This window comes from Candidatus Baltobacteraceae bacterium (assembly GCA_035502855.1).
Lineage (GTDB): Bacteria > Vulcanimicrobiota > Vulcanimicrobiia > Vulcanimicrobiales > Vulcanimicrobiaceae > Aquilonibacter.
The window spans coordinates 12,984-26,053 of the sequence record DATJTX010000018.1 but is presented as its reverse complement, the minus strand read 5'-3'; the positions used below and the strand labels follow the sequence as shown (position 1 = coordinate 26,053).

The window sequence follows — 13,070 nt, the reverse complement described above, 5'->3', positions numbered from 1 at the left end:
AGCAGTAGGATCGTGCGCATTTCGGATGCCCTGGCGACGCTGCGGCCGTTTTTCTCGTTCGAGTTCTTTCCGCCGAAAGACGACGAGGGCTCGCGCGCGCTCCTGGCGACGATCGAGTTGCTCGCGCCGCTGCGTCCGGCGTTCGTTTCGATCACCTACGGCGCGGGCGGCTCAGCCCGCGAGCGAACGGTTACGCTGGCGAAAACGATCCAGCGCGACATCGGGCTGACCGTGATGGCTCACGTCACCTGCGTGGGCTCTACGCGCGCCGAGCTGCGCGCGATCTTCGACGACTTGGCGCGCGGCGGGATCGAGAACGTGCTCGCGCTGCGCGGAGATCCGCCCAAAGGCTCGACCACCTTCGAAGCTCCGGTGGGCGGATTCGCGCACGCGAGCGATCTGATCGCGATGCTGCGCCGCAACTACGATTTTTGTATCGGCGCGGCGTGCTATCCCGAAACGCACGCCGAGGCGCCGAGCCCGCAGACCGACCTCATGCACTTGAAAGAAAAGGTCGACGCGGGCGCCGATTTTCTGATCTCGCAGTTGTTTTTCAACAACGAGCGCTTCACCGAATTCGAGACGCGGGCGCGCGGAATCGGCATCGGCGTTCCGATCATCCCGGGGCTCATGCCGATCACGAACTATCAGCAGGTTTCGCGTTTTACGCAGGCGATCGGCGCGACGATCCCGCCGAAGCTGTTGCGCGAACTCGAACTTCGTCACCAGGAAGCGAAGGCCGTCGAGGATTTGGGCGTGGCGTACGCTGCCCTACAGGCGACCGAGCTGCTCGGGCGCGGCGCGCCGGGCATTCACTTTTACACGCTCAACCGTTCGCCGGCGACGCGCGCGATCGTGTCCGCGTTGATCGCCGGCAGCGCGTGGCGCGCGAGCTTCGGAGCACTGCGGTGAGCACCGATCGCGGCTACGACGTCGATACCTACCTGGCCGAGCTTTTCGTCGGCGATGATCCGGCGTTCGAACGCGCGCTCGCGACCAGTGCAGCGGCGGGTCTACCGCCGATTGCGGTCTCGGCAACGCAGGGGAAGCTCTTGTATCTGCTCGCGCGCCTGCGCGGCGCGCGGCGCATTCTGGAGATCGGGACGCTCGGCGGCTACAGCGCGATATGGATGGCGCGCGCGCTCCCCCGCGACGGCGTGCTGATCTCGCTCGAAATCGATCCCGAGCATGCGGCGGTGGCGCGCGACAACGTCGCCGCGGCGGGCCTCGCGGATATCGTGGCCGTGGAGGTTGCGCCCGCGCTCGAGATGCTTGCGCATCTGGTCGGCGCGAAGGCCGAGCCCTTCGATCTGATCTTCATCGACGCGGACAAGGAAAACAATCCGCGGTACCTGCGCCGTGCGCTCGAACTCTCGCGCAGCGGTACGCTGATCGTCGTCGACAACGTCGTGCGCAACGGATCGGTGATCGACGCGAACAGCCGCGACCCCGACGTGATCGGTACCCGCGCCGTCTTGAAGATGATGGCGAGCGAGCCCCGTTTGCAGGCGACCGCGCTGCAGACGCTCGGGCATAAAGGGCACGACGGCCTGGCGCTCGCGCTCGTCGTTTGATCGTCTCTAACCCGGCAACATCGCGGTAACGTCGCGCCTCTAGCGTCGAAGGGATGGAGGCCTTCGATGCGCTCCTGCGCGAGACGATGATTCTGGCCGCCGTGCTCTGCGTTCCCGTCCTTACGATAGCGGCGACGGTCGGAACGGCCGTCGCCATCGTGCAGGCGGCCACGCAGGTGCAGGAGCAGACGCTCACGCTCTTGCCCAAAGTGCTCGCAGTCGGCCTGATGGTTGCGTTGTTCGGCGCGTTCGGCCTGCACGCGTGCGCCGCGCTGTTTCGAGACGCGATCGCGGCGATTCCGGCGCTGGTTCACGGTTCGTGACCGCATCCGTGCTGCTCGTCTTTGCGCGCTGCGCCGGATTTGCCGCGCGCGCACCGGGGTTCTCGCACCCGAGCGTGCCGCATCCGCTGCGCGCCGGGATCGCGCTGTTGCTCACCGTCGCGATTGCGCCGGGCGTACGGGCAACGCATCTCGCTGGAATCGCCTTGGCGATCGCGCTCGTCGTCGAGTTCCTCCTCGGCAGCGCGATCGGCATGGGCGCCTCCCTGCTCTACGACGGTGCGTACGCCGGCGGTCGCATGCTCGACGATTACGTCGGCGTGAAAGCGATCGCGCCCAACGTGCAGCTGGTCGCACCGAGCGGCTTCGGGCGCATCTGGTCGATCGCGTTTACCGGCGGATATTTTCTGCTCGGCGCCTATCGCTTGACGATCCTCGCCTTGGCGGAGAGTTTCGAGCGTATCCCGCCCGGCGCGCCGTTCGATCCGCATGCGTGGCTGGCGTTCGCGGCGTCGCTCGCGAGCACGATCGTGCTCGTTGCGTTCGCGGTCGCGGCGCCGTCGATCGCGCTGGCCTTCGTCGTGCAGATCGCGCTGGCCGCGCTCTCGCGGACGATCCCGCGGTTTGCCGGCTTCTCGCTCTCGTTTCCGCTGGTTTTCGGCGCGGTGCTGCTGGTAACGGCGGTTTCGATTCCGCTGCTCGCAGCCCGCGCGGCGCATCCGATCCTTCTCTATCCGGGAGCGCGACCGTGAGCGGCGATGCGGGTGAGAAAACCTTCGAAGCGCCGCCGTCGCGGATCGCCAAGGCCCGGCGCGAAGGAAACGTGGCGCGGGCTGCGGAGTTCGCTGCGAATCTCGCGTTTGTCGCAGCCGCGCTTGCGGTGCTCGTGCTGGCCGCACCGATCGGCGCGCTCGCGCGCGAGGCTATGGCGCGTGCTGCAGGCGGCAGCGTCCCCGCGCTGCCGTGCACTGCGCTGGTCGTTCTCGCGCTGCTGCCGATGGGGTTGGCCGCGCTCAGCGGAGCGCTCGGCGGCGCGATGCAAAACGGTGGTGTCGTCTTTGCTCCGGTTGCGGTGAAGCTCGAGCGGCTGCAGCCGCTCGAGGGTTTGCGGCGCATGTTCTCGCGCGAAGCCGCGACGCACGGCGTCCGCGCGCTGGCAGCGTTCACGTTCGCGGTGGCGGCGATGGTGCCCACTCTTCACGATCTGGTGAACGCTGCCGCGGTCGCGCCGGCGCCGCGCAGCGTGGCGAGCATTGCGTGGAGCGGAGCGCAGCACGTCGTCTTCGCGGCCGCAGCCGTCGGGCTGCTTTTCGCCGTCGCCGAATACGCGGTCGCGCGGCGCGCGTGGCTGCGCAAATTGCGGATGAGCCTGGCCGAGCTCAAGCGCGAGCTGAAGGAGAGCGACGGCGATCCGCTCGCGCGCGGGCGGCGCAAGTCGCTGCATCGCAATCTGGTTCGCGGCGCGCTCGCACGCGTCAAAGACGCGTCCTTCGTGGTGGTGAATCCGACCCACGTTGCCGTGGCGCTCGAATACCGGCCGCCGGCCGTACCGGTGCCGCGGGTGCTCGTGCGTGCCGCCGACGAGGCAGCGCTGCGCGTGCGTGCGTTGGCCGCCGAACATCGCGTGCCGCTGATCGAGAACGTGGCGCTGGCACGCGGCCTCTACCGCGATTGTGCCGTCGGCGAGCCGATCGTCTACGACCATTACGTCGCGGTGGCCGAAGTCGTGGCCGCGCTGCTGCGCAGCGGCGCACTCGAGCGCCGCGCATGAGCCGCGTGCCGGTGTACGCCTTCGCCGCGGTGTTGTTGGCGATCGTCGGCATCTTGATCGTCCCGCTGCCGCCGGCGCTGCTCGACGTCCTGCTCGGAATCAACATCTTCGGCTCCGCGCTCGTGCTGCTGCTCGCCGTAACCATCGAGGATCCGCTGGAGTTCTCCGCGTTCGCGCCGGCATTGCTGGTCGCCACGCTCTTCCGCCTCTCGCTCGACGTGTCCGCGACCCGCCTGATCCTCACCGCCGGTACGACGCCGGGCGCGGTCGGCGCGATCATTCCGGCCTTCGGCGCATTCGTCGTGCGCGGCAACCTCGTGGTCGGGTTGATCGTCTTTTCGATCTTGATCACGATCCAATTCATCGTCATTGCCAGCGGTTCGCAGCGCGTGGCCGAAGTGGCGGCGCGTTTCACGCTCGACGCGATGCCCGGCAAACAGATGGCGATCGATGCCGACGTTCACGCCGGCGCACTCGACGCCGAGGGTGCGCGGCGCAAACGCGCCGCGGTCCAACGTGAGGCGGATTTCTACGGCGCGATGGACGGCGCAGGGAAGTTCGTCAAAGGCGACGCCGTCGCGGCGCTGGTGATCGTGGCGCTCAATCTCGTCGGCGGCATCGTCGTCGGCGTCGCGTATCAAGGTCTCTCGCCGCTCGCGGCCCTGGACACCTTCGCGCTGCTCTCGATCGGCAACGCGCTGGTAACGACGCTTCCCGCGTTTCTGATCTCGACCGCGATGGGCATGATGGTCACGCGCGTCGCCTCGGACGGTGCGCTCGGAGCGGACTTGGCGGCGCAGCTCTTTGCGCGTCCCGACGTGCTGCGCAGCGCCGGCGCGCTGCTGCTGGTACTTTCGTTCGTGCCGGCATTGCCGCGCCCGCTCTTTCTCGCGCTCGGTGCCGGTGCGTTCGTGCTGGCGCAGGTTGCGGTACGCCGGCGCAATCGTCTGGACCGGGATTCGCGTGCGGCGAACGAGCGCGCCAAACGCCAAGCGATGCGCCGGCCCGAACTGGCGTTGAGCTTGGTCGGCGTCGATGCGATGGCGATTGAAGTCGGCACCGACCTCGCGCATCTGCTCGCGCCGCCGCTGTGCGATGCGTTGCTCGACCGGATCGGCGAGGTGCGCCGCGCGCTCGCCGGCGAGATCGGTTTGGTCTTGCCCGGCGTACGTCTGCGCGACGATCTCGCGCGCGATCCGGACACCTATGCGATCCGCGTGCGCGATCGCGAGGTCGCGCACGGGCGGCTCGAACTCGAAGGGGTGATGGCGGTCGCGGACACCGGCGTTCTCGCCGGCCTCGGTTTGCAGGTTGAAACCGAACCGGTCTACGGATTGCCCGCCGCCTGGATCGATCCCGTCGACCGCGAGCGCGTCGCCTCGGCCGGTGCGCTGGTTTTCGATCCGATCTCGATCGTCGGTTCGCACGTAGCCGAAACCGTGCGGCGCCACGCGAGCGAGTTGCTCGGACGGCAGGAGCTGCAAACGCTGCTCGAACATTTGCGTGCGAGCATGCCCGCGTTGATTCGCGAATTCGGCACCGACGCGTTTCCGCTCGGGACGCTGCACAAAGCGTTCGGACATCTCTTGCGCGAACAGGCGTGGCCGCGCGATCCGGTCATCGTCCTGCAGGCGATGCTCGAATCGCCCTCACGCGATCCGCGCGAACTGGCCGAGTCGGCACGCCGCGTGATTCTTCCCGATCTGCTGCGCCGCCGCGGAATCGAACGGCTCGAGCCGCTGGTCGTCGATGCCGAGTACGATCTTGTGCCCGATCCGCAGCGCGCGATCGAGCTGCGCGACGAGGTTGCCGACTACGCGGCTCGCGTTCCACGCGATCGTGCCGCGGTGCTCTGCGGCAGCGCGCTGCGGCCCGTGCTTTCGGACCTGCTGCTGCGCTCGGGCATACGCGTGGACGTGCTGACCTACGCCGAGCTGCCGCCGGAGCTGCCGCTGGCCCCGGCGGGCATGGTTCCACCCACGATTCGTAGCCTAGCCGCCGTTTGACGAGGGAGAGGGAGGCTGATACAGTCTCAAAGTTAAAGACCTGCCGGCCCCGGCGTCGACTTTAGCCGACAAAGGTTCATCTTTGACGGAGAGAGTCAGCTGGGCCCTTTCTTTGGTACCGCCCCCGGAAGCCGCATGAGCTGGAATACTGTCAAACCGTTCGTCAAAGCGCTGGTGATCATCGCCATCGTGGCCTACTCGCTCTGGGCCGCGCTCCCGATCGATCAAAAGATTCATCTCGGGCTCGATCTGCAAGGCGGTTCGCGCCTGCTGCTCCAGCTTTCACCGACGGCCGACGTGAAGACGATCACGCCGCAAATCCAAGCGCAGACGCGCCAGGTCATCGAGCAGCGCATCGATACGCTGGGCGTGACCGAGCCGCAGATCAGCAACGTCGGCAGCGATCGCATCTTGGTCGAGATTCCGAACCTGAAGAATCCCGATCAAGCCGAGCAGCTGCTCAAACAGGTTGCGGTGCTCGATTACAAGATCATGCCGCCGCAAGTGGCTCAGCGCGCGGACGCCGCGTTGCAGATCGTCGACAATCCGAAGACGCCCGGCGTAACCAAGAAAGAGCTAGCCGAAGCCCAAGCATACGTTGAGCGCGGCGCGTACGACGCGAGCGGGCCGATCGTCTACACGGGCAAGGAACTCAAAGGCGCGCAAGCGAGTTACGATCAGTCGGGCAATCCGAACATCACCTTCCAAACGAAGGACGCAGCGAAGTTCGGCAAGATGACCAGCGCCAATGTCGGCAAGCTGCTCGCGATCTTCCTCGACAATCGGTACGTGTCAGCCGCGACGATTCAGAGCCCGATCTACGACAGCGGTCAGATCACGGGGCAATTCACCGAAGAGCAGACGATCACGCTCGCCAACGAACTCAATGCCGGCGCTCTGCCGGCCGCGATCTCCATCATCGAAAAGGAAACGATCGGACCGACGCTGGGCAAGATCGATCTCATCGAATCGCTCAAAGCTTCGATGCTCGGGCTGGGCCTGGTGCTGCTCTTCATGATCGCGGTCTATCGCCTGCCCGGATTCTTGGCCGACGTCGCCCTGATGATCTACGTGCTGGCGATGCTGGGAATTCTCGCGGCCTCGCACGCGACGCTCACGCTCCCCGGAATCGCCGGCTTCGTGCTCTCGATCGGTATGGCGGTCGATGCGAACGTGCTGATTTTCGAGCGCATCAAGGAAGAACTCTGGAACGGTAAGCCGATGCGGGCGGCGGTGCGCGTCGGGTTCTCGCGCGCGTTCACGGCCGTCTTCGACAGCCACTTCACCACGATCGTCGGCGCGGGCGTGCTCTTCATGCTCGGCACGGGCACGGTGAAGGGGTTCGCATTCACGCTCTTCTGGGGCACCGTGGTCTCGCTGTTCACCGCGGTCTTTATCACGCGCTTCTTCGTCGACGTGCTGGTCGACAACAACCTTCTCACCGCTCCCGAGCTCTACGGCGTCAAGTCCGACGAACTCGGTATCTTCGCCAAGCAGGGAGCATAAGCGCGTGTTCTTCCGCAGACTCAATTGGAATATCGTCGGTTGGTTCCGCACCGTTTCCTACATCTCGTATCTGGTGATCGCCGTCGGTCTGGGCGCGATGATCTATCATGGATTCGAGGGCGGTCACGGGTTCCAACCCTCGCACATGCTGCGCCTGGGCTTGAGCTTCACCGGCGGCACCGAGGTCGACTTCGCGTTCACCAAGCCGGCCACGACGCAGGCGGTCACCGCCGCGCTCGCGCCGCTCGATCTCTCGGACGAGAGCATCAACACGACCGGAACCGGCGGTACGTCGTTCTCGGTCCAGACCCAGACCTCGTTTGCGAACAATTCCGTGCCGCTGGAACAGGCGCTCGGCAAAGTCGCGCCGCTCGACATGAGCCGGTTCAGCATCACCGCGATCGGACCGACGCTCGGCGCCGAATATCTGCGTGACGCGCTCTGGGCGCTGGTCATCGCGCTCTCGATCCAGTTCATCTACATCGCCTTCCGCTTCGGCTGGAACTACATCTTCGGATTAGTCACGATCATCGCGCTGGTACGCGATGCCGCGATGATGATCGGCATCTACGCGATCGCCGACCGCCCCGCCGACGATGCGTTCCTCGCCGCAGTGCTGACCGTCATCGGCTACTCGGTCATGGACACGATCGTCATCCTCGATCGAATTCGCGAGAATACCAAGATCATGGTCGGCGTCGCGTACGATCGGATCGTCAACGAATCGATCAAGCAGACGATGACGCGATCGTTCAATACGCTCGCGACCGTGGTCATCACGCTGGTCGCGCTGCTCGCGCTCGGCGGCGCGAGCCTGAAGAACTTCGCCTTCGCGCTGCTGGTCGGCATCTGCTCGGGCGGCTACCATTCGATCTTCTATTCCGCGCCGCTGGTGCTCGTATTCCGCAAGCGGCAGCTCGAAGCGGCCGCGCGCAAGCGCCGCGTTGCGCTCAGCGCGCCCGGCCAGGCGCCGGCGCGCGTGGAGGGCGGCAGCGCGGGCCGCGGCGGCTCGCGCGACGACATCGTCGCTGCCCGCCGCGCGCGCCGCGAAAAGCAAAAATCGGCGACGCGCAATCCGCAGACGTCGCCGGCCCGCTACCGGCGCAAACGCGAGGACGAGAGCGCCGCGGTCGAGACGATGGAACCGATCGATCCGCTCGACGCGCAAGTTTCCGGCCTGCACGACCAGGCCTACGACGCCGGTCATGAGGAGATTCGCTTGAACCTCGACGAGTTCGAGGTTCCCGCCCCGGAGCATGAGCCGGACGGCGCGCGCCAAGAGTAAAGCTCCGCTACCGCCGCCGACTCCGTCTGAGGCGGCCTTTGAACGCGCCTTCGCCGCCTTTGTCGGCGATGTCACCCTGAGGAGCGATGCAGAGCATCGCGTTTCGAAGGGCGACATCGATCGTTTCGTCGAGCGGCAATTCGATCGTGCGGAAGAGTACGCGCGGGACCGCTACGCGACGATCGGCGGCGCCACGCAATTTCACACCAAGCTGGTCGGTGTCTCGTTCGAGGGACGGCAAGATACGATCGCGGGCCTGCGCGCCGGTACGGAGCTGACGCTGCAGCGTCAACCGCAGAACGAGTACGACCCCAATGCGATCGCCGTGCTCTACGGCGAGCTGCAGCTGGGTTTCATCAAACGCGATATCGCCAAGCATTTGGCTCCGGCGATCGACGCCGGCGCCCGCTACCGCACGCGTGCCGAATCGTTGACCGGGGGTGGAGAGAAAAACCGCGGCGTCAACGTCTTCGTGTGGCGCGACGCGTCCTTCGAGGTGCGAACGCGTCGCGTTCGCACGCCTCAGGATGACGGTGCCGCAGCAAACGTGGGAGATACCATTCGGCGGGCGTTGATCGGGGAGGCGCAGCCGCATCGCGTGCAGCTCGAAGCGCTCGAACGCATCGAGTCCGGGCGCAATACGCTCATCGTCTTCGGTACGGGTCGAGGCAAGTCGTTTTGCTTTCAGTATCCGGCCGCGCTGCGCGCCCTGATCGCCGGCACGAAGACGCTGGTGATCTATCCTCTGCGCGCGCTCGCCAACGATCAATTCGACGCGCTCACCCGCAAGTTCGATCCGCTCGGTCTGCGCATCTATCGGGCTAACGGCTCGATCCTGCCGGAGGAACGCGACGAGCTCTTCGCCGCGCTGCGTGAAGGCGCGTGGGACATCATCCTTGCCACACCCGAGTTTCTCGAATTCCACCAAGGCGAGTTCACCGGCTTCAGCGCGCCGGCGCTCGTGGTCGTCGACGAAGCGCACCATCTCTACGAATCCAAACATCGCGCCGCCTACGGCCGGCTCGGCGAGGTGATTGCGGCCCTGGGCGCGCCCCAGGTGCTCGCGCTCACGGCCACCGCCGGCGACGAGGCGTTCGCGCAGATCGTGCGCGAATTGCATATCGACGCGTGGGTGATCGATCCGACGGTGCGTGAGAACCTGCACGTGACCGACGCGCGCGAGACCAAGGACCGGCTCGGCTACCTGATCGATCTTTTTGCCGATGGCGAGAAAGGCATCGTCTACTGCAACTCCCGCAAAGAGGCCACCAAGTTGGCGCAAAACCTGCGCAAAAAGCTTGGCAACGAGGTGATGTTCTATCACGCGGGCATGCCCTCACCCGAGCGCGCGGAGGTCGAACGCTTCTTTCGCGAGGGCCGGCTACGCGTGATCGCGGCGACGTCCGCCTTCGGTGAGGGCATCGACCTGCCAGACGTGCGGCACGTCGTGCTCTATCACTTGAACTTCGATTTCACCGAGTTCAACCAGCAGGCGGGCCGCGCCGGCCGCGACGGGGAGGTGGCGCAGATCCACCTGCTCTTCGGGCAAAACGACCGCACGATCAACGAGTTCATCATCGATCGCGATGCGCCGACGCTGGGGGTTCTGCGCGCGCTCTATCGCGGCATTCGCGGGCTCGCGGGCGATGCCGTCGTGCGAATGACCTACGTCGACATCGCGCGGACGCTGGAGCTCGATAAAGTGAACGAACGCACGGTCAGCCGCGCGCTACGCATCTTCGAGGACGAAGGCCTGGTCGAGATCGGCGAGGACGATGACGGTCGATACGTGCGCTTCTTGCGCGTCGACGGCAAAGTCGATCTCGAGCGCAACGAGCGCTTCGCCGAGGGCGAGGCCGAGCGCGAGAGCTTCAGGCGCTTCTGCGAACTGGTGCTCAGCGCGCGCGCGGACGACCTCGAGCGGATCATCAACCGTCCGATCTACCCGCAGCGCGTCGACCTGCTGCGATGACGGGCACGGCGAGGCGGCCCGCGGCGGTGGTGCTCGGCATCTTCGAATCGCCGCCGCACGGCGTGATCTTCATCGAGCGCGCGGCGCACCTGCGCAATCACGCCGGGCAAATCGGCTTGCCCGGCGGCGGCATGGATCCGAGCGACGGCGGCGATCTGCGCGTGACCGCGCTGCGCGAGATGGAGGAAGAAATCGGAATCGCACCCGAGCGCGTGACGATCGTCGGCGAATTGCCCGAGATCAACGCGCGCGTCAACAATTACGCGGTCACGCCGTTCGTTGCCACGCTCGCTCCGGGCGATCTGCGCATCGACGCCACCGAGACGGTCGGCGCCTTCACGGTGCCGTTGGAGCGCGTCGTGACCGGTCTGCGCCAAGACATGGTTTCGGTGGGCGCGTTCGAGATCGAGTCACCGGTTCTCGATCACGCCGAGAAACGCATCTGGGGCTTGACCGGCCATATCTTGCGTGCCTTTGTTGCGGCATGGAACGACCCGAAAAACGGCTTGCGGGCACGCGTCGAGGCAAGGCTCTCGTCGAAATAGTAGCGAACACGCCAAAATATGATGCGCCGAATTCTTGCCACGACGTTCCTCGTTGCTCTTTTGGGTTCGTCCGCCGCCGCTTCGGCGAGGGCCTACGACGTTTCGGACGTCCTTGCCGCACCGTTCGTCGATAACCTGACCGCCTCGCCCGACGGAACCGTGCTGGTGTGGAAAGTCGACGCGAGCGGTGTGCGCAATCTCTACACCAATGCGGGCGGCGCGGTTCACGCGCTGACGCACTATACGCAGGACGACGGCCAAGACATCGATACGCCGCAGGTGCTGCCCGGGAATGACGGCGTCGTCTATCTCCACGGCGGCGTCGAGGACAATTCGGAAGGCGAGAATCCGAATCCGGTGCAGCAGATTCCGCCGCCCGAGCGCGCGATCTTCGTGGTGCCGATCGCGGGCGGAGATCCGGTGCAGCTCGCCTCCGGCAACGGTGTCGTGCTCTCGCCGAAGGGCGATGCGATCGCGTTTACGACGGTGCAGGGTCAGCTCGGCATCGTCACCTTCAAGAAGAGCGGCGCCACGTTCGCTGCCGGAAAACCGGAGATGGTTCCGATCCGCGGCTCCGCGTCGGACATCGCCTGGTCGCCGGACGGCACGAAGCTGGCCTTCACCAGCGCGCGCGGCGATCATTCGTTCATCGTGATCTACACGCCGGCCAAACATTCGTACGTTTATGCGACGCCCGATTTCACCCAAGACGACATGGCCTCGTGGTCGCCGGACTCTACCCGCGTCGCGTTCATCCGCATGCCTGGCCGGCTCATCGGCGAGACGGTCTACGATATGAAAAGCTTCGACTCCGGCGGCTCCTCGACGACGCCGTGGTCGATCTGGGTCGCGAATGCGAACAGCGGCAACGCGCGGCGGATTTGGACCGCGCGCAAGGGAATCGGCCACGCGTTCTACCCGACGATGAGCCCGGCGCAGCTCTGGTGGCTGCGCGGCGACCGGATCGTCTTCCCGTGGGAAGGGGACGGCTGGGCGCATCTCTACGTCGTCTCGGCCGGAGGCGGCGCGGCGACGCGTTTGACGACGGGCAGGTTCGAGGTCCAAACCGTCGCCGAATCGTTCGACCGGACGCATCTGCTCTATTCGACGAATGAAGGTGCGATCGACGAGCGTCACATTTGGAGCGTCGGCCTCGACGGCAGACCAAGAGCGCTCACGCACGGCCCGGGCAATCAGTGGTCTCCGACGCCGCTCGCGAACGGCAGCTTCGCGTACGTGAACGCCTGGTACGCAAACCCGCCGGTGGTGACCATCGCCGGCACGCCGGCCAAGACGCTCGTTGCCGTTGCGACGCCGGCGAATTATCCGGCGGCGCAGATGGTACGTCCGCGCTTGATCACCTACCGTTCGACCGACGGCTGGACGATTCACGCGCAGCTGTTCGTTCCGCGAGGCGGTCCGACGCGCCACGCTGCGATCGTCTTCGATCACGGCGGTCCACCCCGGCAGATGCTGGCGGGCTTCCATTATATGGAGCCGTACACGCATCTCTACGAGATGAATCAGTATCTCGTGAATCGCGGGTTCGTGGTGCTTTCGATCAACTATCGCTTAGGCATCATGTACGGCTACAAATTCCGCAACCCCCCGCACGCCGCATGGAACGGCGGCGCGGAGTATCAGGACGTGCTCGCCGGCGCCAAATGGCTGCAGAAGCAGCCGGAGGTCGATCCGAACCGGATCGGCATTTACGGCCTCTCGTACGGTGGTCTGCTGACGGCACTCGCGCTGGCGCGCAATTCCGACATCTTCAAGGTCGGCGCCGACTTTGCCGGCGTCCACGACTGGGCGACGCTGTTCGATCACGACTACGGTCATCCGGTCGGTACGCCCGAACAGCGGAAGATCGCACTGATGTCGACCGCCGAAGGCTACCTCGACGAGTGGAAGTCTCCCGTGTTCATCGAGCAGGGCGACGACGATCGCAACGTGGCGTTTTCACAGGGCGTCGATCTCGCGAACAAGCTGCGCAATCGGGGCGTAACGGTTCAGACGCAGGTCTTCCCCGACGAAACGCACGAGAACCAGGTCTGGGCGCATCTGGTCGAACAGTATCGCGCCGCGGCGAACTTTCTGGCGAAGTACTTGCATCCGCTGCAGTAACGAGGG

At 65.7% G+C, this 13,070-nt stretch carries 11 protein-coding genes; all 11 read left to right on the top strand.

Annotated elements, in window-relative coordinates:
• Positions 1-12 precede the first annotated feature (12 nt).
• The 11 genes from metF (at position 13) to VMF11_04865 (ending at position 13,064) form a co-directional block, all read left to right on the top strand.
• Positions 13-912 carry a methylenetetrahydrofolate reductase [NAD(P)H] gene (gene metF, locus VMF11_04915; GenBank protein HTU69642.1) on the top strand — a complete coding sequence of 300 codons (900 nt, stop codon included), beginning with the start codon at positions 13-15 and terminating at the stop codon, positions 910-912.
• Complete coding sequence (locus VMF11_04910) at positions 909-1,574, top strand: O-methyltransferase (GenBank protein HTU69641.1); 666 nt, start codon at positions 909-911, stop codon at positions 1,572-1,574. Before metF ends, VMF11_04910 begins: the two co-directional genes overlap by 4 nt.
• Positions 1,575-1,627: 53 nt before the next feature.
• Positions 1,628-1,897 (top strand): flagellar biosynthetic protein FliQ, encoded by a 270-nt coding sequence (locus VMF11_04905; protein HTU69640.1) that lies wholly within the window; start codon positions 1,628-1,630, stop codon positions 1,895-1,897.
• Complete coding sequence (locus VMF11_04900) at positions 1,894-2,607, top strand: flagellar biosynthetic protein FliR (protein HTU69639.1); 714 nt, start codon at positions 1,894-1,896, stop codon at positions 2,605-2,607. Before VMF11_04905 ends, VMF11_04900 begins: the two co-directional genes overlap by 4 nt.
• Entirely contained in the window at positions 2,604-3,626 is a 1,023-nt protein-coding gene (locus VMF11_04895) for an EscU/YscU/HrcU family type III secretion system export apparatus switch protein (protein ID HTU69638.1), read from the top strand. Before VMF11_04900 ends, VMF11_04895 begins: the two co-directional genes overlap by 4 nt.
• Entirely contained in the window at positions 3,623-5,632 is a 2,010-nt protein-coding gene (locus tag VMF11_04890; protein ID HTU69637.1) for a flagellar biosynthesis protein FlhA, read from the top strand. Before VMF11_04895 ends, VMF11_04890 begins: the two co-directional genes overlap by 4 nt.
• Before the next feature lie 135 nt (positions 5,633-5,767).
• Positions 5,768-7,138: a protein translocase subunit SecD gene (secD, locus tag VMF11_04885; GenBank protein HTU69636.1), complete on the top strand. Its 1,371-nt coding sequence runs from the start codon at positions 5,768-5,770 to the stop codon at positions 7,136-7,138.
• 4 nt (positions 7,139-7,142) lie between these two features.
• On the top strand, positions 7,143-8,423 hold the full coding sequence (gene secF, locus VMF11_04880; protein ID HTU69635.1) for a protein translocase subunit SecF: 1,281 nt from the start codon (positions 7,143-7,145) through the stop codon (positions 8,421-8,423).
• The gene (locus tag VMF11_04875; GenBank protein ID HTU69634.1) at positions 8,395-10,395 is read left to right on the top strand and encodes a helicase-related protein; all 2,001 of its coding nucleotides are present in this window, start codon (positions 8,395-8,397) and stop codon (positions 10,393-10,395) included. The genes secF and VMF11_04875 overlap by 29 nt, the downstream gene beginning before the upstream one ends.
• A complete protein-coding gene (locus tag VMF11_04870) occupies positions 10,392-10,940 on the top strand; it encodes a CoA pyrophosphatase (protein HTU69633.1) in 549 nt (182 codons plus the stop codon). The genes VMF11_04875 and VMF11_04870 overlap by 4 nt, the downstream gene beginning before the upstream one ends.
• Positions 10,941-10,958: 18 nt before the next feature.
• Positions 10,959-13,064 (top strand): prolyl oligopeptidase family serine peptidase, encoded by a 2,106-nt coding sequence (locus tag VMF11_04865; protein HTU69632.1) that lies wholly within the window; start codon positions 10,959-10,961, stop codon positions 13,062-13,064.
• Positions 13,065-13,070: the final 6 nt, after the last annotated feature.

Bases quoted from the DNA above. Each gene is read 5' to 3' on its own strand.
- VMF11_04905 (HTU69640.1), top strand. From the start codon at position 1,628: ATGGAGGCCTTCGATGCGCTCCTGCGCGAGACGATGATTCTGGCCGCC.
- VMF11_04875 (HTU69634.1), top strand. From the start codon at position 8,395: ATGAGCCGGACGGCGCGCGCCAAGAGTAAAGCTCCGCTACCGCCGCCG.
- secD (HTU69636.1), top strand. From the start codon at position 5,768: ATGAGCTGGAATACTGTCAAACCGTTCGTCAAAGCGCTGGTGATCATC.
- VMF11_04865 (HTU69632.1), top strand. From the start codon at position 10,959: ATGATGCGCCGAATTCTTGCCACGACGTTCCTCGTTGCTCTTTTGGGT.
- VMF11_04890 (HTU69637.1), top strand. From the start codon at position 3,623: ATGAGCCGCGTGCCGGTGTACGCCTTCGCCGCGGTGTTGTTGGCGATC.
- VMF11_04870 (HTU69633.1), top strand. From the start codon at position 10,392: ATGACGGGCACGGCGAGGCGGCCCGCGGCGGTGGTGCTCGGCATCTTC.